Source organism: Ruegeria sp. YTSA219 (assembly GCF_059609985.1).
Map to the genome: position 1 here is coordinate 30,990 of NZ_JBXWMT010000019.1, position 22,237 is coordinate 53,226.

Consider the following 22,237-nt stretch of genomic DNA (forward strand, 5'->3'; position numbering starts at 1 on the left):
GCGCAACTTCAGCAGGTTAGGTGCCCGATGCAAGGTTCTGGGAAAAATATACTTGTTCTAGGCGCTTATGGGTTTATCGGCGCGGCGATGATGCGGTCTCTTTCGGATCGAGGTGCCAATGTATGCGGCCTTGTGCGCGATACAAACCTGGGTGAGAAAATCCTGCCTGGGATGTCTTTGGCTCAGGGAGATTTGCGCCAGCTCACGAACCCACACGATTGGCGGGAAATTCTGTCAGGTTTTGATTGTATCGTGAACTGCGCCGGGGCGTTGCAGGACGGACCAAAGGACGATCTTGAGGCGGTGCATCACACTGCGATTGCCGCCCTCGGGCAGGCCTGCGCCGCGCGCGAGATTGCTTTGGTTCAGATTTCTGCAACCGGAAGCAGCCCAGAGGCAGACACGGAATTCATGCGCACCAAAGCCTCCGGGGATGCCGCCTTGCAGGCCAGTGGTGTGCCGCTGTGGATTCTAAGGCCGGGCCTTGTGATCGGACAGACTGACTATGGTGGAACGACCTTGTTGCGCATGCTGGCCGCAATTCCGCTTGTGCAACCGATCGCCTATCCGCAGACGCTGGTTCAATGTGTTGGAATGGCCGATTTGTGCAGCGCCGTGGCGGCGGCCGTTGATGAGACGTTGCCACAGGGTACCTATGATCTGGTCGAGGATCAGGCTCATTCGCTGTCCGAGGTTCTGGACGAAACCCGCCATTGGATGGGGTTCCCGAAGGCACGTGTTCGGATAACGGCACCGGCTGTGGTTGCTAAGTTCGCCGCCGGTTGCGCCGATCAACTTGGGCGCTTGGGGTGGCGTTCGCCCCTTCGCAGCAACGCAATGACGGTCATGGCTACCGGAGTTCTTGGCGACCCGGCCCCTTTTCGCAGGGTGACAGGCGAATCCATGGGTTCGATGCCCGAGATTTATCGCAGCATGGCCTGTTCCCGCGAACACAGGTTGGCTGCACGGATGTCGTTGCTGATGCCGTTGACGGTTGCGGTGCTCAGCCTTTTCTGGGTTCTCTCAGGTGTTTTCGGATTGCTGAGCCTGCCGCAAGCCACACAAGTCCTAACCGTCGCAGGCTGGACCAGTGGTGCCGCTGTGGCCAGCGTGCTGTTCTGGTCATGTGTCGATATCTTTCTGGGGCTTGCGATCCTTTGGCGACCATGGGCAGAACGCGCCTGCATCGCTCAACTTTGTGTGGCGGTTTTCTACCTATTGGCGGCCTCAATTACGGCTCCTGTCTTGTGGCTCGACCCGCTTGGACCGCTTGTTAAGGTCATGCCCGCGATCATGTTGTCTCTGGTCGCACTGCCAATGGTGAAAAGCCGATGATGGACCCGGATCTGATCTTGCGCTGGTTTCATGTGATCGGGGCCTGCGTCTTGTTGGGAACCGGGGCCGGAATCGCATTCTTCATGCTGATGGCCCATCGGTCACGCGACCCGCGTTTCATCGCCCAGACGGCGGCAATCGTGGTGCTGGCCGATATGCTGTTCACCACAACCGCCGTTGTTTTGCAGCCAATTTCAGGTGGCTTGCTGGCCTTCAGATTGGGCTGGTCACTGGTCGAAGGGTGGGTGCTGCTGTCACTATTGCTGTATGTCCTGACCGGGGTCTTCTGGCTGCCGGTCGTCTGGATGCAGATAAAGATGCGGAACTTCGCGCAAGAGGCGGCAGATCGCGATGCTGCTTTGCCGCGTTCGTATTTCATATTGTTCCGGCTTTGGTTTGCATGTGGGATCCCCGCATTTCTGGCCGTTTTGGCCATAGTCTGGCTGATGGTTTCCCGCCCTTCAATAGACCTGTTTTGATTTCAGGCCGTGTCGCGGTATGCAGGACGGTATTCCGGACTGTTTCTACCTGATGCATCAGGTTAGCCTGCAGAGAACTTGATAGGAGAAACAGGTTGGAATCCCTTCTGGTCCTTCTTGCGTTGGTTGCGCTGGCTATTCCTTTGACCATTGTGCTGCTGCTTGTCAGTCAGGTTCGGTTGCGGCGGCGGGTCGTCCAGTTAGAGGCGGACATCCTGTCACTGAAACATGGCACCAATACTGAACCAGAACTCGCGACAGAGCCCGAGTCCAAGGCGCAGACAATTCCGGCCAAAGCGCCTCCAGTGTGGCCGATAGCCGACCAACCTGAGACCGAACAGCCAATCCCCCCGCAATCTCCTCAAGAAGCACTGGTTTTCAGCTCTGACCGTTTCGCGTTGCTGCAGGAATGGCTGCAGGAAAACTGGTTCTATGTCGTTTCGGCACTGTCGCTGGCACTGGCGGGAATTTTTTTGGTGCAATACGGCGTCGAGAACGGGTTACTGCCGCCGTCGGCACGTGTCGTTGCCGCATTGCTGTTTGGCGCGGCGCTGATTGTCAGCGGAGAGGTCATTCGCAGGCGCTATGGCGATGGCGTGGACTCCGCGAGCGCCTATTTGCCTTCGGTGTTCTCAGGCGCGGGGCTGGTCACACTGTTTGGCGGTGTTCTGGCGGCGCGGCAACTATATGGCTTGATCGGCCCTGAATTTGCGCTTGTCGCCATGATTGGCGTTGCATCTGTCGGGTTGGTTTTGGGTTGGTTCCATGGTCCGCTATTGGCAGCTGTCGGACTGACAGGTGCCTTTGCCTCCCCGTTCTTGGTCGGTGGCTCTTCGGATGATCCGACCTGGTTATATGGCTACTTCCTAACCATAACGGTTCTGGGCCTGGGCATAGACACCGTCCGCCGATGGGCGTGGATTTCGGTTCTGACACTGGTCGGAGGTTATTCTTCGTGTCTGCTGCTGGTCCTGTCGGAACCGATGACAGAGCCGGGCTATCTGACCTGCATCACCGCCTTTGCGCTCATCACTATTGCGATTCCGGTCCGGCGAATTTGGCCTGATCACACCGGCCCGATGGTCAGCGAAATGATCCGACGCCAAAGCGGCGAGGCATGGCCCGAGTTTCCGACGCGTCTGGCATTTGGTGCGGTTGCGGTCACCTCGGCCATCCTGGCGCTGCACTGGCCGGATTCTGCCGGTGAGTTCTGGTTGAGCCTGACGCTTTTGGCTGGTCTGACCTTTGCGATGACCGTTTGGACAAGCGGGGCGAGGGCGCTTCAGGACATCAGTGTTTTCTCGATTGTTGGCCTTGTCTGGCTCGTATTTCTCCAGGGGTGGGATCGGGGCAAAGTCGCACAGCGTTTTGCTGAGACCTATGCCGAAACCCCCGAGGCGGATTTTCCCTTTGTCGTGACATTGCTTGTGGCACTGGGTGCAGCCCTGTCGGTTGCGGCGGCGTGGCGGTCGATGCAGCAGGGGCGCTATGGCGTGGTCTGGGCGGCTGGGGCGGTTATAACCGCACCGATACTTGCCATCGCGCTTGAAATCGCTTGGCGCCCGGCCGAGGTTTTGGGCTCGTATTTCTGGGGGCTGCACGCAATGGCTCTGGGTGCCTTGATGGTGGTCTTTGCCGAACGCTATGCGCGCGTGGATGGTGAACAACGTATACGTCCTGCGCTGGCCACGTTATCCGCGCTGTCCTGTCTTGCATTTGCCTGTGTCATCGTGCTGAGTTCTGGCGCCTTGACGATTGCGCTGGTTGTGACCGTTGTAGCCGCTGCCGCGCTGGATCGTCGGTTCAACCTGCCTCAGCTCAGTTGGTTTATCTGGGCCGGGGTCTTCACGGTGACTGTGCGGCTGATCCTGAACCCGGGCCTGTACTGGGCCAATACGGTGCCGGTCGGTGAAATGACGTTGGTCTATGGCGCCGCCACCCTTGGATATGTTCTCGCCTGGGGCCTGATCCGGGGATTGAACCGCCCCGTTGCAATCTTGCTACTGGAAAGCGCAGCCTGGGCAACCGCGGGGATATTGCTGTCATTGCTGCTGCTGCGATGGCTGGAAGGGTTCGGTCAAGGCGGGATGGAGGATAGCCATTGGGGGTTGGGCCTGATGGCAGTGATCTGGCTGCTGTTGGCGGCGGCACAGATACGGCGGTTCGATTTGGGCGGGCCGTTGAACTATGTCCGCTATGGGCTGGCGGCGTTCTTTGCCGCCCATGCCCTGTTCCGACTTGCGCAAGCGCTGACCGAGGCAAATCCTGTTCTTTATCTGCACAGTGATCCCGTGTTGGGACCTGCGCTGATGAACACGCTTGCCATAGCCTACCTTCTTCCTGCCGGGGTCCTTGCCATGTCAGCCTGGCGCATTGAACAGATGCCGGTTTGGTTGCGGCAGGGCTGTTTCGGTCTTGCGGGTGCGCTTGCAGCATATTGGTTGGGTGCTTCTATTCGTCATTTCTGGCAGGGTCCCGATGGCATGTATGCCGAGGCTGGGGTCAGCCAACCAGAGCTTTACACCTATACCTTGGCCCTTTTGATTGCAGGTGCGGCGCTGTTTTATCAATCTTTGGCCCGTCGGTCCGACCTGTTGCGCAAAGTGGGGCTGGCTGTGATCGGACTGGCCGTGGCTAAGGTATTTCTGATCGACATCGCCGGGCTGGGCGGCCTGATCCGGGTCTTTTCGCTGCTGGCGCTGGGGCTTGCACTGGCCGGTTTGGCGTGGCTGAATCGTTGGGCAAAGCTGCGCCAATCGCCACAAGGGGCGGAACCTCTGGACCATTAGCTGTCGGCGTCCTATAAGCGCGGCCATGTATGCCCGTCTGGCCATCATTATTCGAATTATTTCCCCGGCGCTCTGACCACTGAGACGCCGGGCAAAGGTGTTTGAGAACTCGCACCGACCGCTTCGATCCCAATACGACCAGAACATCCAAAGGACGCCCCCAATGTGCGCCGACACGACCCAAACACCTGATTACAAAGACACGCTGAACCTGCCGAAAACCGATTTCCCCATGCGCGCAGGCCTGCCCAAACGCGAACCCGCATGGCTGGAACGCTGGGAAGAGATCGGTGTCTATGACCGCCTGCGTGAAAAACAGGGCCGCACGCCCTTTACCCTGCACGATGGCCCTCCGTATGCGAACGGTCACCTTCATATCGGTCACGCGCTGAACAAGACGATCAAAGACATGATCGTGCGCAGCCATCAGATGATGGGCCACGACGCGCGCTATGTGCCAGGATGGGATTGTCACGGTCTGCCGATCGAATGGAAGATCGAGGAACAGTATCGCAAGAAGGGCAAGAACAAGGACGAGGTGAACGTTGTCGACTTCCGTCAGGAATGCCGCAAGTTCGCCGAGGGCTGGATCGACATCCAGCGTGAAGAGTTCAAGCGTCTGGGCATCACCGGCAACTGGGCCGATCCCTACATCACCATGGACTATCACGCCGAGGCTGTGATCGCGGATGAGTTCATGAAGTTCCTGATGAACGGAACGCTCTATCAGGGGTCCAAGCCAGTCATGTGGTCGCCGGTTGAAAAAACCGCGCTGGCCGAAGCCGAGGTCGAGTATCACGACAAGGAAAGCTTCACCATCTGGGTGAAGTTCAAGGTTGTGAATGCGGGCGATCTGGATGACGCGTTTGTTGTGATCTGGACGACGACACCTTGGACCATGCCGTCGAACAAGGCTGTGGTCTATGGCAAGGACATCTCCTACGGGCTGTACGAAGTCACTGATGCGCCAGAGGAATGCTGGGCTGCTGTTGGCGACAAGCTCCTGCTGGCGGACAATCTGGCCGCTGACGTGCTGGGCCGCGCCCGGCTGAATGACGACCAGTGGACCCGCGTCCGTGATGTCACTGCAGATGAGCTGTCATCTGTCCAACTGGCCCACCCGCTGGCCGGGGCCGAGGGCGGTAATGGCGAATGGGATGACATCCGCGACTTCCGCGCGGCTGAGTTCGTGACCGACACAGAAGGAACGGGGTTTGTTCACTGCGCGCCGTCGCACGGGATGGAGGAATTCGAGCTCTACCGTGATCTTGGCATGCTGGAGCAGGTCATCACCTATAACGTGATGGACGATGGTTCGTTCCGCGCTGATCTGCCGTTCTTTGGCGGCAAATACATCCTGTCCCGCAAGGGCGGTGAGGGTGATGCCAACAAGTCCGTGATCGATAAGCTGGTTGAGGTTGGCGGGTTGCTGGCGCGCGGAAAGATCAAGCACAGCTATCCGCATTCCTGGCGCTCGAAGGCTCCGATCATCTATCGCAACACGCCGCAATGGTTTGCCTCGGTCGACCGCAAACTGGACGACGGCATGGGCGAAATGGGCGATAGCATCCGCGAACGCGCCCTGCGTTCGATCGACGAGTTGGTGAAATGGACCCCGCAGACCGGCCGCAACCGCCTGTATTCCATGATCGAGGCCCGGCCAGACTGGGTTCTGTCGCGCCAGCGCGCCTGGGGCGTACCGTTGACCTGCTTTACCAAGAAGGGCGCTTTGCCGACCGATCCCGATTTTCTTCTGCGCGACCCTGGCGTGAATGCGCGCGTCAAAGAAGCGTTTGAACAGGACGGGGCCGATTGCTGGTATCTTGACGGCGCGAAAGAGCACTTCCTGGGCAATGACTATAACCCGGATGACTGGGATCAGGTGTTCGACGTTCTGGATGTTTGGTTCGATTCGGGCTCGACCCATGCCTTTGTGCTGCGCGACCGTGAGGACGGAACCGAGGACGGCATCGCCGATGTATATATGGAAGGCACCGACCAGCATCGTGGGTGGTTCCATTCGTCCATGCTGCAGGCCTGTGGCACCAAGGGCCGCGCGCCCTATCGCAACGTGGTGACCCATGGCTTTACGCTGGATGCTAAGGGCAACAAGATGTCCAAATCGCTGGGAAACACCATCGTGCCCGAAGAGGTCATCAAGCAATACGGTGCCGATATCCTGCGCCTGTGGGTGGCTCAGACCGATTACACCGCTGACCAGCGGATCGGACCTGAAATCCTGAAGGGCACCGCCGACAGCTATCGTCGGTTGCGCAACACCATGCGGTTCATGCTGGGCTCGCTGGCTGATTTTTCTGAGGCCGACCGGGTGGACCCTGCGGATATGCCGCGCCTGGAACGCTGGGTGCTCAGCCGTCTGGCCGATTTGGATGAACAGGTGCGAAAAGGATATGCGTCTTTCGACTTCCAGGGCGTGTTCAGTGCGGTGTTCACCTTTGCAACCGTTGATCTGTCGTCCTTCTATTTCGACGTCCGCAAGGATGCGCTGTATTGCGACGGCGACAATCTGCGCCGTCGTGCCGCGCGCACCGTGCTGGATATACTGTTCCACCGTCTGACCACATGGCTGGCCCCAGTTCTGGTCTTCACTATGGAAGAGGTCTGGCTGGAGCGTTTCCCGGGTGATGACAGCTCGGTCCATCTGGTGGACTTCCCGGAGACGCCTGCCGACTGGCGCAATACCGAGCTTGAGGCTGGCATGGCCAAGATCCGCCGGGTCCGCCGCGCTGTGACTGCCGCGCTCGAAGTTCAGAGACAGGATAAGGTCATCGGTTCCAGCCTTGAGGCCGCACCGATCGTGCATGTCGAAGATGGTGAAACCCGCGATCTTCTGGCAACGTTTGACGTCGATGACATGTGCATCACGTCCGGTTTGACCGTCACCGGAGATCCGGCCCCGGCCGAGGCGTTCCGCGTGCCGGAAATCGAGGGCGTGGCCGTGGTGTTCGAAAAGGCTGAGGGCGAGAAATGTCAGCGCTGCTGGAAAATCCTGCCTGATGTGGGGCGCCATGCACATGACGGCGTGTGCGGGCGCTGTAACGACGCGCTGAACTAGTCGACGTTCTGCGGCAGAGGCGGAGTCTTTTGCGAGGCTCTGCCTCGCGCTCCGAGGTATTTTTGGCCAGATGAAGATCCGGATCCGCAGAATTCGGGTTGTGATGCGCGCGGTTTCTGTCAGCCTGTTCGCATGGGAATGATTGCGGTTGAGACCCGTTTCGGGACTTTGGGTGTTGAAGAAACAGATGGCGCGGTGACGCGTCTGATCTGGAATGGCGGCAATCAGGGCGAAGTCACGCCCCTGTTGCAGGAGGCCGCCGCGCAGCTGCACGCCTATGATCAGGGGCGGTTGGACAGGTTCGATCTGCCTTACCGTATCGAGGGGTCGGAATTCCTGCGTCAGGTTTGCGACCTGATGTTTGCCATTCCGCTGGGCGAAACCAGAACTTATGGTGATCTCGCGAAGGAACTCGGTCAGCCCCCGCAACCTGTGGGGCAGGCCTGTGGCGCCAATCCCATTCCGGTGATTATCCCCTGCCACCGGGTGCTGGCCGCAAACGGGCTGGGCGGGTTTTCAGGTGATGGCGGGATTGAAACCAAAGTCGCGCTGTTGCGCCATGAACGCGCCGCCGGTCTGCTGATCTAGCAAGCGGAATTCTGTTGCAATCCCGCTGGTTGATGCCCAATTTGTTTCAAATAGAGATTTCAAAGGATCGCATGGTATGACCGATCAACCAGACTTGGCAGTTCGTAAAAAGGCCATCATCGACCGCCTTATGTCGCTTGAGGAGCAAGAGCTTGCGACCGCACTGGCGCATTACGACGCTTTCCTGAAAGATTCGCAGCTTGATGACCGGGAAGGGCATGACAAGGATGACATCGCAGCCTCGCGCGAGAATGCCGATCTGGCAGCAGCCTTCGATGCGCCGGTGCATGCGCATCATGCCAAGATCGATGTAATCGAGAATACGGATTTTGATCTGACCGACAGGGTGCAACCGGGTGCGGTGGTCAAGTTCAACAACCGGCGCTTTGTGGTCTGCGTCTCGACCACGCGGTTCGAAGTGGACGGCAAAACCTATATGGGCATCTCAACCCAAAGCCCGATTTACCTGGCGATGGCTGGCCTGCAACAGGGTGATGTGTTCGCCCATAACGGAACCGAGTTCGAGGTGCAGGAGGTCCTGTGACCTTATGCTTTGCGTGGCGGGATCACCTGCTGGGCAATTCCTGCGAACACCAGATACAAGCTGGTGATCACCAGACCCCAATGGGCCCAGCTTTCGGGGTGGAAATCGACCCAGGCAGCCCATCCGGCGAAGAAGGTCCAGGCAAATGCCATCGGCAATGACACATTGCGCCAACGTTCAGTGCGCACCGGGTGGATGAACTTCAATGGCAGGAACATTGCCAGCGAAAGCAGCGTCACCAGCAGCAGGATAACCCAGAAACTGGGCTCGAGCGCGAAGATCACAATGACGAACATGTTCCAGCAGCCCGGAAAGCCGGAAAAGGAATTGTCCTTCGTTTTCATCCGCGTGTCGGCGAAATACATGGCGCTGGCAAAGGTGATGACGATGATGGCGAACCAGCCGGTCCAGCCGTCCATCAAGCCCGATTTGAACAGGGCAAAGGCCGGGATGAACACATAGGTCAGGTAATCAATGATCAGATCCAGAAGCACCCCGTCAAATTCCGGGGCGTTCTTTTTGACGTGATAGTGCCGCGCCAAGGGGCCGTCGATACCGTCCACAATAAACGAGACGACCAGCCACAGATACATCAGGCTCCATTTCTCTTCGACGGCGGCCAGCATGGCGAGCATTGCAAATACGGCGCCGGTCGCGGTGAATAGATGTACGGAAAGAGCTTTGAATCTGTGTGTCATGGTGTCTCTTGAATGATGCACGGGCCAGATGCAAACCAAAAGCCCGGTCAATATGGATAGCGTTTGCTCAGGCTTTTGGGTGGGTGCGGTTGTAAACTTCCATCAGGCGCGCCGTGTCGACCGCAGTATATGCCTGGGTGGTGGACAACGATGCGTGGCCCAGCAATTCTTGAATTGTGCGTAGATCACCGCCCGCAGACAGCAGGTGGGTCGCGAAACTGTGGCGCATGGCATGGGGTGTTACAGTGGAAGGCAGCCCAAGCTGCTGGCGCGCTTTGGCCACCACCCCCTGAATGGCTCGGGGGTTCAGGGGGCCTCCGCGAACCCCGCGAAACAGTGCCTTCTCCCTGGATTGGGGGTGGGGGCACAGCTTTACATATTGATCTACAGCTGTTTGCGCGACTGGCAGGACCGGAACGATCCTTTCTTTGTTGCCCTTGCCGGTGATCCGCAGCGAGTTGGGCAAAGGGGTATCCGCTCCGGTCAGTGAGAGAGCCTCGGAAATACGCAAGCCGCAGCCATATAAAAGAGTAACGACCGCAACGTCGCGGGCAGAAACCCAGTCGCTGGCTGATTGCATCTCGACCGTTTCAATCATCGCACGTGCGGCATCCTCGGCCATGGGTCGAGGGAGTTTTTGGGTAAATTTGGGGGCGCGGGTCGACAGAACTGCGGTCGGCTCAAACCCTTCACGCTCCGAAAGCCAACGGTAGAAGGTTTTTACGGCGGAGAGTTTGCGCGCAAGCGAGCGCGAGCCAACGCCGGATGCGCGCTGATCGGCCATCCATGCCCGCATGTCCGAGATCGTAATCCGTGCAATCGCCGCCATCCCCTGACTTTCGCTATGGTGCAGTGTCATGAAGGACAGAAATTCGGACACATCCCCCCGATAGGCGGTCAGCGTGTTTTCGGACCGGCCTGACAAGGCCCCCAGGCCATCAAGCCAGTTTTGCAGTGCGTCACGACAAGCCGGAGAAATAAGGCTCACGACAGCCAATGGCGCATCGACCGTTCGAAGACACCAGCAAAGAAAGTCAGAAGATCCGTGCCCAGCTTTGGCGTAAAGTGCCTGGGGTCTTTTGCGCTCATGATGATCATGCCAGGCAGGCGGCCTTCGCCCAAATCCAGCCTCAGACAAGCTTCGGAGCGCAGGTGATCCGCATCACTGCCGAATATCCTGTGCGCGGGGTGGATGATTTCACGCAAGACGACCTCGCGTGCTGGGCCGCTGTGGTCAAAGGTCAGATAGTTGTCGACGAAACCGGGTTCGACGATGGCCAGCACGCCAGCCAGTCTTGAGATAGCCGGGTCTTTCTGGACTGCCGTCGTTTCAAGAACCAGCGTAATGCGTTCGACACGCAGTATGTCAGCCACATCTGCACCAAGTATTTGCAGGAATTCCTCAAATCCGACCGGTTCAAGTAGCCGAAGAATGGCCCGATGAACCTGATTTGTGCCTGCCAGATTTTCATAGGCTGCCGCAATGACCGAGCGGTGCGTATCCTCCAGCCGGTCCAGCCGGGCCTCGAGCCGTTGCATGGCTATGCCGCGCAGGTCGATGACGTTATTCCCACGCGCCTGCTCATTTGCGGTGACGAGGGCCTGCATCAGGTCCTTGTCATCCAGAATGGCATCTGGTTCGGCCAGAATCGCCTCGCGCAAGGTGTCCTTGAGTATGGTGTTGCTGCTCATGTCCTGTCCGGTCTTTTTTATTTTTCGGCGTTATAGCACGGCTTGCCGGATCTGCCTCGGGAAAAATGAGCGTCAATTTGAATTTCGCGGGGAATGTGGTCGGGAAAACTCCGGTCTGCAGAGATCTGATCCGAGATCAGATTCAAAGCAGCTGGGCCGAGCGCGGCGCCCCTGGCGCCGCGCGGGTTCGCGCAGAATCAGAGGATTTTCTGACCCGTTTTGGCCCAATCGGACAGGAAGGTTTCAAGGCCTTTGTCGGTCAGCGGATGATCGGCCAGCTTTTTGATCACGGCGGGTGGTGCGGTGATCACGTCGGCACCGATGCGGGCGCTGTCGGTCACGTGGTTCACGGTGCGGATCGAGGCGGCGAGGATTTCGGTCTCATATCCGTAATTGTCATAGACCTGACGGATATCAGCGATCAGGTCCATGCCATCTAGGTTGATGTCATCCAGACGCCCGATGAAGGGCGAGATGAAAGTTGCGCCGGCTTTGGCGGCCAGAATCGCCTGATTGGTCGAGAAACAGAGGGTCACATTGACCATCTGGCCTTCGTCACTAAGCGTTTTGCAGGTTTTCAGGCCCGCCCATGTCAGCGGCACTTTGACAGCGATATTCGGGGCGATCTTGGCCAGCTTGCGACCTTCGGCGATCATATTGTCGGCTTCGGTTGCCACGACCTCGGCCGAGACCGGTCCGTCGACCAGATCGCAGATTTCCTTGGTCACTTCCAGAATATCGCGGCCCGATTTCAGGATCAGCGAAGGGTTGGTGGTCACACCGTCCACCATGCCCAGATCGTTCAGTTCGGCGATTGCGTCGATCTCGGCTGTGTCTACGAAGAATTTCATGCGGGCAGTCCTTTGATGGGTTGGCCTTGGTCGCGGATGGCTTTACCTCAAAGAGACCCATGCTGGAACCCCTTGCCAAGGATATGCATTGAGCACTCAGGAGTTTTTCGATCAAGGTGAGCTGGTGGCGGTGCTGACCGCCCAACCGCTGGACCGGACGCTCGACTATAAGGCGCCCGAGGGCGGGTGCTTTCTGGGCGCTTTTGTCGAGGTGCCGCTGGGCCCGCGCAAGGTCTTGGGCGTGGTCTGGGGGCCGGGGCAGGGTGGCTTTGACCTTGCCAAGGCCCGCTCGGTGATCCGGGTTCTGGAGGTCGCGCCGATGCGCGAAGAGATGCGCCTGTTTCTGGGGCGCGTCGCCGATTACACGCTGACTCCGATGCCTGCGATGTTGCGATTGGCCACGCGCGCGCCCGGATTGGGCGATCCGCCTTCGATGCGCAAGGTCTATCGGCTTGGCGACAGGGACCCTGACAGGGTGACCGACGCGCGGACCCGTGTGTTGGAGGTGCTGCGCGACTACGGCGGGTTGGCCTTTACGCTGAAGGAACTGGCCGAACAGGCGGGGGTGACGTCCTCGGTTGTCAAGGGGCTGGTGAAACAGGGTGCCGTGCGCGAAGAGAACAGCCCGCGCGATCTGCCCTATCCGCATCTTGATCCGGATTTGCCGGGCAAGGACCTGACCGAAGATCAGGCAGCGGCGGTTTTGCGGCTTCAAACCGGGCAGCGGACGGGTGATTACGGCACGACGCTTTTGAAGGGCGTAACAGGTTCCGGCAAGACCGAGGTCTATCTGGAAGCCGTCGCCGAAACCCTGCGCATGGGGCGGCAGGCCTTGGTCCTGTTGCCCGAAATTGCGCTGACTGCGGAATTTCTGACGCGGGTCGAGGCACGGTTTGGCGCGCGCCCGGCCGAATGGCATTCGGGCGCGACCATGACCGAACGCCGCCGGGTCTGGCGCATGGTCGGGCAGGGGGACGCACAACTGGTTGTCGGCGCGCGATCCGCTTTGTTTCTGCCGTTCCGCAATCTGGGGCTTGTGGTGGTCGATGAAGAACACGACACGTCCTACAAGCAGGAAGACGGGGTGCACTACAGCGCCCGCGACATGGCTGTTCTGCGTTCGGCCATTTGTGGCGCGCGGGTGATTCTGGCCAGCGCGACGCCCTCGCTGGAAAGCTGGGCCAATGCCGAGGCGGGCAAGTATGAACGGCTCGATTTGACTTCGCGCTTTGGCGATGCGGTGTTGCCCGAGATGAAGCCCATCGACATGCGGGCCGAGAAGATGCAGCCGGGGACGTGGATTTCTCCATCGCTGCGGCAGGCCGTCCATCAGCGGATCGAGCGGGGTGAACAATCCCTTCTGTTTATTAACCGCCGGGGATATGCGCCGGTCACCCTGTGCCGGGCTTGTGGCGAGCAGATTGCCTGTGATCACTGCGATGCACGCATGGTTGAACACCGGTTTCTCAAGCGTCTGATGTGCCATCAATGCGGTGAGACCAAACCCATGCCCGAGGTCTGCCCCTCCTGTCAGGTCGAGGGCAAGCTGGCCCCGGTCGGGCCGGGGATCGAACGGCTGGCTGAAGAGGCTGAGGCAACATTTCCCGAGGCGAATATTGCCATGCTGTCATCCGATCTGTTCGGATCGGCGCGCGCATTGAAAGCAAAGATCGAAGAGATTGCTGCCGGTGACGCCGATATCGTCATTGGTACGCAGCTGGTGGCCAAGGGGCACAATTTTCCGAAACTGACATTGGTGGGTGTCATTGACGCCGATCTCAGCCTGCATGGGGCGGACCTGCGCGCCGCCGAACGCACATTCCAGCTGATGCGGCAGGTGGCTGGCCGCGCTGGGCGGGCGGATAAGCCCGGACAGGCGCTGTTGCAGACGTTCCAGCCGGAACATCCCGTCATTCGCGCCATCCTGTCGGGCGATGAAGAGGGGTTCTGGAAAGCCGAAGCGGCCGGGCGGTTGGCAGCCGGAGTTCCCCCCTATGGACGCATGGCCGGTATCGTTCTGTCTGGCCCCGAGGTCGGTCCCGTTTTTGACATCGGCAACGCCATGGCCCGCAACGACGCCCCGTTGCGGCAGATCGGTGCGCTGGTCTTTGGTCCAGCGCCTGCGCCCATTGCGCGTATCCGCGGGCGACACAGGGTGCGGCTGCTGGTCAAAGCCCCCAAAGGAGCGCCAATTCAGGATGCCATCGCCCGTTGGATAGCACCGCTGCGGCTGAAGGGCGACATCAGGCTGACCGTTGATATTGACCCGCAAAATTTCTACTGACCTCTGCATTCATGCAGAGCCAATGTGCGTGCCCTTCTTCCCACTCGCCAAAACCTGAAAATGGGCGTAGAGGGACTCTCATGCTGAAACCCATGCCACTTTCCGAGGCGCAAAGCCTTCCGTTCTGGCGCCGTCCCATCACGCTTTTATTCGTGATGGCACTGACCATGCCCATTGCTTTCAACGCATGGAGCGCGTTGTTGAATAATTTCGTTATTGAAGTGGCGAATTTCGACGGTGCCGACATCGGCCTGCTGCATACCGTGCGCGAGATCCCAGGCTTTCTGGCTGTAGGCGTAATTGCCGTGATCTTGTTTGTTCGGGAGCAGGTGCTGGCGATGATCTCGCTGATCATGCTGGGTGTTGCGACTGCGGTGACAGCGTGGTTCCCAAGCCTTGGTGGCTTGTTGTTCGTCACACTGCTGAGCTCGATCGGGTTCCACTATTATGAAACCGTGAACCAATCCCTTCAGCTGCAATGGTTGCCCAAGGACCGAGCGCCGCAATTTCTGGGCTGGATGGTCGCCATGGGATCAGCTTCGACATTGGTTATCTATGGGCTGATTGTCCTGACGTGGGATCGGTTCGATCTGTCCTATAACACTGTATTCATGGCTGCGGGTGGGCTGACGGCTTTGCTGGCGTTGTTCTGTCTGGTCGCCTATCCGCAGTTCGACGCGCCGACTCCGCAAACCAAAAAAATTGTGCTGCGCCGCCGATACTGGCTGTACTATGCGCTTCAGTTCATGGCGGGCGCGCGTCGTCAGATCTTTGTCGTTTTCGCCGGTTTCATGATGGTCGAGAAATTCGGGTTTGAGGTCCACGAACTCACCGGTCTTTTCTTGATCAACCTGGTTATCAACATTTCGGTTGCGCCGATGCTAGGCAAAGCTGTGTCCGTATTCGGTGAACGTCGCACTTTGATTTTCGAATATGCAGGCCTGGCAGTTGTATTTGCAGCCTATGGCGGCATTTATTGGTTCGGTTGGGGCGTTGTTCTGGCGGCTACTCTCTATGTGATTGACCATGTGCTTTTCGCGCTGGCTCTGGCGCTTAAAACCTATTTCCAGAAAATTGCCGATCCGGCAGATATTGCGCCAACCGCAGCGGTTGCCTTTACGATCAACCATATCGCCGCGGTATTCCTACCAGCGCTTCTGGGCCTGCTCTGGGTGTACTCGCCCGGAGCGGTCTTTGCGGTGGCTGCAGCGATGGCGTTGATTTCGTTATCGCTGTCGCTGCTGATCCCGCGCCACCCAGAGCTTGGGAATGAGACGATACTGTCGAAATACGCGCCCGCTCCGGCGGAATAGCTGCCAATGCTTGACCTTCGCGGGCCCGCACCCTAGGCGCTGTGTCAGCTGACACAGGAGGCTCCCATGCCCACATTCACCGCGCTTACCACCCTGACCGGCAAAAAATCAGCCGATGGTCTGGGCGAAGCCATGGAGCGTCTTGATCCCGAACCCACGGGCGTGGGCGTATTCGAAGTCGAAGATGGTTCGGGCCTGTGGGAGATTGGCGGTTACTTCACCGAAGCGCCGGATGAAACGGCACTGGCGGTTCTGGCGGCTGCGTTCGGATCCAAACCCTTTGTAATCTCGGAACTGCCCGAAACCGACTGGGTCGCCCATGTCCGCCGTGAATTGGCGCCTGTCGAGGCTGGCCGCTTTTTCGTCTATGGCTGTCACGATGCCGACAAGCTGCCCGAAGGCCGTATCCCTTTGTTGATTGAGGCTGCAATGGCTTTCGGTACCGGGCATCACGGCACCACCCTTGGGTGTCTCAAGGCTCTGGATTTTCTGCTCGATCAGGGTTTTACCGCGACAAAAGTTGCAGATATCGGCTGCGGCACCGCCGTTCTTGCGATGGCTGCAGCCCGCGTTTGGGATGGCGACATTATCGCCAGCGACATTGATGAGGTCGCCGTCGACGTCGCCGAAGCCAACCTGAAGGCAAACGGCATGTCAGGGAAGGTTCAATGTGTCGAGGCTGCGGGGTTTGATCATCCGGAGCTGAAATCTCTTGCGCCCTATGACCTGATATTCGCCAACATCCTCAAGGGCCCATTGGTGGCCCTGGCGCCCGAAATTTCAGCGAATCTGCGGGTTGGGGGTAAGGCGATTCTATCGGGAATCCTTAACGAGCAAGCCGAGGACGTTGTTTCCGTTTATCTCCAAAATGGCTTCAATGCCTCTAGAAATGACCAAATTGGTGAATGGACGTCGCTAGTCTTAACCAAACAGGGCTAAAATCGGGCCATTTGCAGGAGTTTTGTGGGGTTTCGCCTCTTTTTTGTCGCAATCTGTTTTTACCGTCAATGACGTGGAATTGGGGGGCGGTTGATTTGGAGGCTGCCATGACTGGAAAACAAATTGAATTTGATCAGCGCGTTCATCGGCTGAACAAGAAACATTCGAAGATGACCCGTGGTTATCGTGCGACTATGCGCAAAGATGGCCTGGTTGTTATGAAACCACAGCGGGTTCAGTCCGCGGTGCCTGCAAAGGCTCTGCTGATCTGCTTGGCTGGGCTGTTCGCCTTCAAAACGCTTTTGCTGACCAGCTTGGGGTCGTCGGCCTACCAGTATCGTGTCGATAGCCTTGCGCAAGGGACCGAAGTGGAGAAGGCGGGGGCATGGATCATGCAGATCGACCCGGTATCACAGGCCCTCTCGTCTCAACTCAGCAAAGTTCTCCGCTAAGTTTCTTCCGTTTTGAATAGAAACGCCGCGTATCCGGGGATACGCGGCGTTCTTCTTTGCCCCGAGGGAGAGGGGGAAAATCAACGGTAGGTTTGCTTTGCCTTAACGGCGGCCTTCAACGACGATTTCAATGTCGCCACGGCACAGGCCGATATCTTCCAGCTCGCGGTCCGACAGACCGCTCAGCGCGTTGCGTGTAACGCGGGCATCATTCCATTCGACAACGGCGTTTACGACCATTGCGAAAGTCGCGCCGATACGGCCGACGAGGCCAAATGAGCCAGTGGTGGTGCGGGTTGTGTCCAGTGCAGCCATATCCTGTTTCCTTCCGGTTTGTGTTAAACTCTGATCTTGCGATCTGACGGGCATTTAGGGATGGTTTTCTGACTGCACAAGCATAGAAATTGCATGTGTCCTATGCGTTTTTTGCAATGCTCGAAAAACATGGAAACGCCTTAATTTATTGGCAATTTTGCCTTCATCAAACTGGTCGAAACCCGACCTTTTCCGGTCGTAATCAGCCCATTCTGTCGGAGACAGGACGACCGTGTCGCAATCTGACCATTAGTCAATTCGCTTGGAAAATGTTCTTGTTTCGTGCTAGTCGGTAAAAAAGAACACACAAACCCGAGCAGGCCGAGGCTATATATGCGAATTCTGGGCATTGATCCGGGGCTACGGACCCTGGGATGGGGCGTCATCGAATCACATGGCAGCCGTCTCAGTCATGTTGCCAATGGGTTATGTAAATCGGACGGGGATGATCTGGGAGAGCGGTTGTTATCGCTCCACAATCAGATCGTCGAAGTGATTGCCGAGCATCAGCCCGATCAGGCCGCCATCGAACAGACCTTTGTGAACAAGGACGGGGCCGGTACGCTTAAGCTGGGTCAGGCGCGGGGTGTGGCGTTGTTGACGCTGGCGCAGGCCGGATTGCCAGTGGGAGAATATGCGCCCAATCGAGTCAAGAAAACGGTTGTGGGCGTGGGCCATGCCGAAAAGGAACAGGTTCTTCATATGGTCAAGTTGCAACTGCCGGGCTGTCAGCCCAAGGGCGCGGATGCCGCGGATGCGCTGGCGATAGCGATCTGTCATTCCTTTTACGGGGCAACGCCACAGTCGCGGATGAAACAGGTGCGGGCATGATTGGCAAGCTGACAGGCCGGTTGGATTACCGCGCGGCGGATCACGTGCTGATCGACGTGCGTGGGGTCGGCTATCTGGTCTATTGCTCGGACCGTACGATGGCTGCGCTGCCGGGCGTGGGTGAGGCGATCTCGATCTACACCGACATGGTGGTGCGCGAGGATTTGATGCAGCTTTACGGGTTCCTTTCGCTGGTCGAGAAGGAATGGCATCGCCTGCTGTGCTCGGTGCAAGGGGTCGGGGCCAAGGTTTCGCTTGCAATCCTCAGCGCCTTGGGCCCCGATGGTGTCAGCAGGGCGATTGCTCTGGGCGATTGGGGGGCGGTCAAGGCAGCCAAGGGCGTGGGCCCCAAAACCGCGCAGCGGATCGTGCTGGACCTCAAAGACAAGGCACCCGGCGTTATGGCCATGGGCGGCACGGTGACCGAGGCATTGGATGGCCCCGCGCTGGATGTGGTGGAACTGACTGAACCGACACCTGTACCAAAGCGGCTCACCATAAGCGCATCAGGTAATGCAGCAGCATCTGCCGGGGCATTGTCGGCACTCTCCAATCTGGGCTATGGCCCGTCCGAGGCCGCGTCAGCCGTGGCCGAAGCCGCGGCAAGCTTGCCCGAAGCGGGTGAGGCGGACCTGATCCGCGCTGCTTTGAAACTATTGGCTCCGAAAGGGTGATTGAATGGTAGATGCCGATCCCACCCTGCGCCCCGAGCCGTTGCCGGAAGACAATGACCGCGCCTTGCGCCCGCAGGGACTGGACGAATTCATCGGTCAAGCCGAGGCGCGCGCCAATCTGCGTATCTTTATCCAATCCGCTCGCCAAAGGGGTGAGGCAATGGATCATACGCTGTTCCATGGCCCTCCCGGTCTGGGCAAAACCACGCTGGCGCAGATTATCGCGCGTGAGTTGGGGGTGAATTTTCGGATGACATCTGGCCCGGTTCTGGCAAAGGCGGGCGATCTGGCGGCGATCCTGACCAATCTGGAAGCGCGCGATGTGCTGTTCATTGACGAAATCCATCGATTGAATCCAGCGGTCGAAGAGGTCCTGTACCCGGCGATGGAGGATTTCGAGCTGGATCTGGTGATTGGTGAAGGCCCGGCCGCGCGCACGGTGAGGATCGAGTTGCAGCCGTTTACTCTGGTCGGGGCCACCACCCGGATGGGGCTGCTGACCACGCCGCTGCGCGACCGCTTTGGCATCCCGACACGTCTGCAGTTCTATACCGTTGATGAACTGCACGAGATTGTCACCCGCAACGCGCGCAAGCTTGGGGCACCGGCTGATGACAGCGGCGCCCGAGAGATCGCGCGCCGGTCACGCGGAACGCCTCGGATCGCCGGGCGCCTGCTGCGGCGGGTGGTGGATTTCGCAATCGTCGAAGGCGATGGACGGATCACCCGCGATTTGGCTGATGGGGCGTTGACGCGGCTGGGGGTCGATCATCTGGGGCTGGACGGCGCGGACCGCCGGTATCTGAAGCTGATCGCCGAGAATTACGCGGGCGGGCCGGTAGGTATCGAAACCTTGTCGGCAGCTCTGTCGGAAAGCCGGGACTCGCTGGAGGAGGTGATCGAACCCTTCCTCTTGCAGCAAGGCCTGATCCAACGCACACCGCGTGGCCGGATGCTGGCGCAGAAGGCGTGGACGCATCTGGGCATGGCCGCACCCAAGGGGCAAAACGATCTGTTTGGTTGAAGCCGAGCCTGCGAGCTTTTAAGGGTTTCGCCAAACATTGTCCGATTGCCGAGGATTGCGCGTGACACCCGACGACATTCAAGCCCTGTTCACCCGCGAAAGCGGAGAGTTCCTGTTTGCGCGCTGGGGCCGCCCCATCGTGCCGATCGTCTTTGGGGTCGAAGATGAAAGTTTGGCCACGGTCAAAGGCGCGTTCGAGGCAGTGGTAACACTGGCAGGGCATCAGATGGCAGAAACCGACCCCGAGCTTGGCGCCAACTGCATGGTCTTTTTCTTCCGCGACTGGAAAGAACTGACAGAAGTGCCCGATCTGGACCGTTTGGTCCCTGATCTGGGGCCGTTGGTTGATCGGTTGATCGCGGCCGATGCCAACCAGTACCGGATATTCCGTTTTGAAGAAGACGGCGCCATTCGTGCGGCCTTTGTGTTTTTGCGGATGGACAATGAATTGTCGCAAGTCCCCGCTGAAACGCTTGCGCTCAGCCAGGTGGTGCAAACGGTGCTGCTCTGGTCCGATACCGCTTTTCGCAACCAGTCGCCCTTGGCAGTGGCGGGTGACGCGACGATATTGCGACCAGACATTGCCTGGTTGATCCGGGCGGCATACGATCCTGTCCTGCCGGGCGCGGCGCAGGATGCCTCTCATGCGCTGAGATTGTTTGCCAGATTGGATCAACCGCAATGAAGCACGTCTATTCCGTTAAAGTTTATTACGAAGACACCGATATGGGCGGCGTGGTCTATCACGCTAACTATTTGAAATACATCGAACGCGCCCGGTCGGACTATGTGCGGCGCCTGGGCAATGACCAGAATGCCATGCGTGACGCAGGTATCGTTTGGGTCGTGCGCCGGATCGAGGCGGAATACCTGGCCCCGGCCAAATTTGACGACGATCTGGAGATCGAGACCGAAATCAAGTCTCTGTCCGGTGTCCGTCTGATCATGGCGCAAGTGGTCAAACGGGGCGAAGAGGAGATTTTTCGCGCCATCGTTACCGCCGTCTGTATGAATGCGCAGGGCAAGCCCGTACGCCTTCCGGCAGAGATTCGCGCATTGTTGTAACAATTTGCAGGGCCCGGGTGGTTCTGTTGGCAATTCGCCCCCATCTGCGTTAGCGTTTGACAAAACAAGGCCGTAAGGCTGTCAGGCAAAACAAAGAGCAGGTTCATGGAAGCTGAAACGCTGGCGCTGGCGCAGGAGATCGATTTCTCCATGTGGGGGCTTTTTGCCCGCGCGACTTTTATCGTTAAACTGGTAATGCTGATGCTGATTGGCGCATCAGTCTGGTCCTGGGGGATCATCATCCAGAAACTGATCAATTACCGTGCTGCAAGGCGTGAAGCTCAGGTTTTTGATGAGGCTTTCTGGTCCGGGAACCCCTTGGATGAACTGTTCGAGCAGATCGGTACCCAACCCGATGGCAGTTCGGAGAAGATATTTGCCTCGGGCATGATCGAATGGCGCCGCTCGCACCGCACTGATGGCGGGCTGATAGCTGGTGCCACCGCACGCATTGATCGGTCGATGGATGTGGCCATCGCGAAAGAGGCCGAGGCGCTGCAAAAGGGCCTGCCCATTCTGGCCACTGTCGGCTCAACTGCACCCTTCATTGGTCTGTTCGGAACGGTCTGGGGTATCATGAATGCGTTCATCGAGATAGCCGAGCAGCAGAACACCAACCTGGCTGTTGTCGCGCCCGGTATTGCCGAGGCGTTGCTGGCCACCGGCCTGGGCCTGTTGGCCGCGATTCCGGCGGTGATTTTCTATAACAAACTCAGCGCAGATAGTGATCGGATCGTTGGAGGCTATGAAGCCTTTGCCGATGAGTTCGCCACCATTCTGTCGCGCCAGCTGGACAGCTGAGATGGGGGCTGCGGTTCAGCAATCCTCGGGCGGGAATGGACGCCGGCGGGGTCGGCGTCGCGGTCGCGCGCAGCCGATGGCTGAGATCAACGTCACACCCTTTGTGGACGTTATGCTGGTGCTGCTGATCATTTTCATGGTGGCCGCGCCCTTGCTGACTGTTGGTGTGCCTGTTGATCTGCCCAAAACGGCGGCCAGTGCGCTGCCCGGCGATAACGAGGAACCTTTGACCGTCACGCTGACCGCGGATGGCAGGGTGCAAATCCAAACCACGGATATTCTGCGCGAAGAGCTGATTGGCAAACTACGCGCCATCGCAGCAGAACGCAGTAGCGACCGAGTGTTTTTGCGCGCGGATGGTGCGATCCCTTATGCGCAGGTGATGCAGGTAATGGGCGCGCTTAATGCGGGTGGGTTCTCCAATGTGGGGCTGGTGACCGATACGGGCGGCCCGACACTGGACGACGGTGGAGAGTGAGGCCGCACG

22 protein-coding genes are annotated in these 22,237 nt (G+C 58.6%); 17 read left to right on the top strand and 5 right to left on the bottom strand.

Annotated features, from left to right (window positions below):
* Nucleotides 1–27: 27 nt before the first annotated feature.
* The 6 genes from AC2FFB_RS18680 to AC2FFB_RS18705 all read left to right on the top strand — a co-directional run bounded on the left by AC2FFB_RS18680 (nucleotide 28) and on the right by AC2FFB_RS18705 (nucleotide 8,811).
* Nucleotides 28–1,335 (top strand): SDR family oxidoreductase, encoded by a 1,308-nt coding sequence (locus tag AC2FFB_RS18680; protein WP_496714309.1) that lies wholly within the window; start codon nucleotides 28–30, stop codon nucleotides 1,333–1,335.
* Nucleotides 1,335–1,814 carry a DUF2269 family protein gene (locus tag AC2FFB_RS18685; protein ID WP_496690495.1) on the top strand — a complete coding sequence of 160 codons (480 nt, stop codon included), beginning with the start codon at nucleotides 1,335–1,337 and terminating at the stop codon, nucleotides 1,812–1,814. The genes AC2FFB_RS18680 and AC2FFB_RS18685 overlap by 1 nt, the downstream gene beginning before the upstream one ends.
* A 95-nt stretch (nucleotides 1,815–1,909) precedes the next feature.
* Nucleotides 1,910–4,603, top strand: a complete 2,694-nt coding sequence (locus AC2FFB_RS18690) for a DUF2339 domain-containing protein (protein WP_496875290.1) — start codon at nucleotides 1,910–1,912, stop codon at nucleotides 4,601–4,603.
* 163 nt (nucleotides 4,604–4,766) lie between these two features.
* Nucleotides 4,767–7,679 carry an isoleucine--tRNA ligase gene (ileS, locus tag AC2FFB_RS18695; protein WP_496875291.1) on the top strand — a complete coding sequence of 971 codons (2,913 nt, stop codon included), beginning with the start codon at nucleotides 4,767–4,769 and terminating at the stop codon, nucleotides 7,677–7,679.
* Between the two features lie 132 nt (nucleotides 7,680–7,811).
* A complete protein-coding gene (locus tag AC2FFB_RS18700; protein WP_496690477.1) occupies nucleotides 7,812–8,267 on the top strand; it encodes a methylated-DNA--[protein]-cysteine S-methyltransferase in 456 nt (151 codons plus the stop codon).
* A 76-nt stretch (nucleotides 8,268–8,343) separates the two neighbouring features.
* The gene (locus AC2FFB_RS18705; RefSeq protein WP_496694658.1) at nucleotides 8,344–8,811 is read left to right on the top strand and encodes a hypothetical protein; all 468 of its coding nucleotides are present in this window, start codon (nucleotides 8,344–8,346) and stop codon (nucleotides 8,809–8,811) included.
* A 2-nt stretch (nucleotides 8,812–8,813) separates the two neighbouring features.
* On the opposite strand, the gene AC2FFB_RS18710 is transcribed toward AC2FFB_RS18705, so the two are convergent.
* From AC2FFB_RS18710 to fsa, 4 genes are all read right to left on the bottom strand, one after another.
* Nucleotides 8,814–9,509 carry a CDP-alcohol phosphatidyltransferase family protein gene (locus AC2FFB_RS18710; protein WP_496694659.1) on the bottom strand — a complete coding sequence of 232 codons (696 nt, stop codon included), beginning with the start codon at nucleotides 9,507–9,509 and terminating at the stop codon, nucleotides 8,814–8,816.
* A gap of 67 nt (nucleotides 9,510–9,576) precedes the next feature.
* Nucleotides 9,577–10,497, bottom strand: coding sequence for a tyrosine recombinase XerC (locus AC2FFB_RS18715; RefSeq protein ID WP_496694660.1), 921 nt, complete (start codon nucleotides 10,495–10,497; stop codon nucleotides 9,577–9,579).
* Complete coding sequence (locus AC2FFB_RS18720) at nucleotides 10,494–11,201, bottom strand: DUF484 family protein (RefSeq protein WP_142640161.1); 708 nt, start codon at nucleotides 11,199–11,201, stop codon at nucleotides 10,494–10,496. The genes AC2FFB_RS18715 and AC2FFB_RS18720 overlap by 4 nt, the downstream gene beginning before the upstream one ends.
* A 197-nt stretch (nucleotides 11,202–11,398) precedes the next feature.
* Nucleotides 11,399–12,052, bottom strand: coding sequence for a fructose-6-phosphate aldolase (gene fsa, locus AC2FFB_RS18725; RefSeq protein WP_496875292.1), 654 nt, complete (start codon nucleotides 12,050–12,052; stop codon nucleotides 11,399–11,401).
* 88 nt (nucleotides 12,053–12,140) lie between these two features.
* On the opposite strand from fsa, the gene AC2FFB_RS18730 reads away from it, so the two are divergent.
* The 4 genes from AC2FFB_RS18730 (at nucleotide 12,141) to AC2FFB_RS18745 (ending at nucleotide 17,040) form a co-directional block, all read left to right on the top strand.
* Nucleotides 12,141–14,336, top strand: coding sequence for a primosomal protein N' (locus AC2FFB_RS18730; protein ID WP_496694661.1), 2,196 nt, complete (start codon nucleotides 12,141–12,143; stop codon nucleotides 14,334–14,336).
* Between the two features lie 80 nt (nucleotides 14,337–14,416).
* A complete protein-coding gene (locus AC2FFB_RS18735; protein ID WP_271952281.1) occupies nucleotides 14,417–15,649 on the top strand; it encodes an MFS transporter in 1,233 nt (410 codons plus the stop codon).
* A 66-nt stretch (nucleotides 15,650–15,715) separates the two neighbouring features.
* On the top strand, nucleotides 15,716–16,588 hold the full coding sequence (locus AC2FFB_RS18740) for a 50S ribosomal protein L11 methyltransferase (RefSeq protein ID WP_142640169.1): 873 nt from the start codon (nucleotides 15,716–15,718) through the stop codon (nucleotides 16,586–16,588).
* 107 nt (nucleotides 16,589–16,695) lie between these two features.
* Complete coding sequence (locus tag AC2FFB_RS18745; RefSeq protein ID WP_142640171.1) at nucleotides 16,696–17,040, top strand: hypothetical protein; 345 nt, start codon at nucleotides 16,696–16,698, stop codon at nucleotides 17,038–17,040.
* A gap of 102 nt (nucleotides 17,041–17,142) precedes the next feature.
* On the opposite strand, the gene AC2FFB_RS18750 is transcribed toward AC2FFB_RS18745, so the two are convergent.
* A complete protein-coding gene (locus tag AC2FFB_RS18750; protein ID WP_142640173.1) occupies nucleotides 17,143–17,355 on the bottom strand; it encodes a DUF1127 domain-containing protein in 213 nt (70 codons plus the stop codon).
* Between the two features lie 333 nt (nucleotides 17,356–17,688).
* On the opposite strand from AC2FFB_RS18750, the gene ruvC reads away from it, so the two are divergent.
* The 7 genes from ruvC (at nucleotide 17,689) to tolR (ending at nucleotide 22,228) form a co-directional block, all read left to right on the top strand.
* A complete protein-coding gene (gene ruvC, locus AC2FFB_RS18755; protein ID WP_142640175.1) occupies nucleotides 17,689–18,186 on the top strand; it encodes a crossover junction endodeoxyribonuclease RuvC in 498 nt (165 codons plus the stop codon).
* Nucleotides 18,183–18,860 (top strand): Holliday junction branch migration protein RuvA, encoded by a 678-nt coding sequence (gene ruvA / locus AC2FFB_RS18760; RefSeq protein ID WP_496714303.1) that lies wholly within the window; start codon nucleotides 18,183–18,185, stop codon nucleotides 18,858–18,860. The genes ruvC and ruvA overlap by 4 nt, the downstream gene beginning before the upstream one ends.
* Before the next feature lie 4 nt (nucleotides 18,861–18,864).
* Nucleotides 18,865–19,884: a Holliday junction branch migration DNA helicase RuvB gene (gene ruvB / locus AC2FFB_RS18765; protein WP_142640179.1), complete on the top strand. Its 1,020-nt coding sequence runs from the start codon at nucleotides 18,865–18,867 to the stop codon at nucleotides 19,882–19,884.
* Nucleotides 19,885–19,945: 61 nt separating this feature from the next.
* The gene (locus tag AC2FFB_RS18770) at nucleotides 19,946–20,569 is read left to right on the top strand and encodes a hypothetical protein (protein WP_496875293.1); all 624 of its coding nucleotides are present in this window, start codon (nucleotides 19,946–19,948) and stop codon (nucleotides 20,567–20,569) included.
* The gene (gene ybgC, locus AC2FFB_RS18775; protein WP_142640183.1) at nucleotides 20,566–20,949 is read left to right on the top strand and encodes a tol-pal system-associated acyl-CoA thioesterase; all 384 of its coding nucleotides are present in this window, start codon (nucleotides 20,566–20,568) and stop codon (nucleotides 20,947–20,949) included. The genes AC2FFB_RS18770 and ybgC overlap by 4 nt, the downstream gene beginning before the upstream one ends.
* Nucleotides 20,950–21,054: 105 nt before the next feature.
* Complete coding sequence (gene tolQ / locus AC2FFB_RS18780) at nucleotides 21,055–21,750, top strand: protein TolQ (RefSeq protein ID WP_142640185.1); 696 nt, start codon at nucleotides 21,055–21,057, stop codon at nucleotides 21,748–21,750.
* Between the two features lies 1 nt (nucleotide 21,751).
* On the top strand, nucleotides 21,752–22,228 hold the full coding sequence (tolR, locus tag AC2FFB_RS18785) for a protein TolR (RefSeq protein WP_142640204.1): 477 nt from the start codon (nucleotides 21,752–21,754) through the stop codon (nucleotides 22,226–22,228).
* Nucleotides 22,229–22,237: the final 9 nt, after the last annotated feature.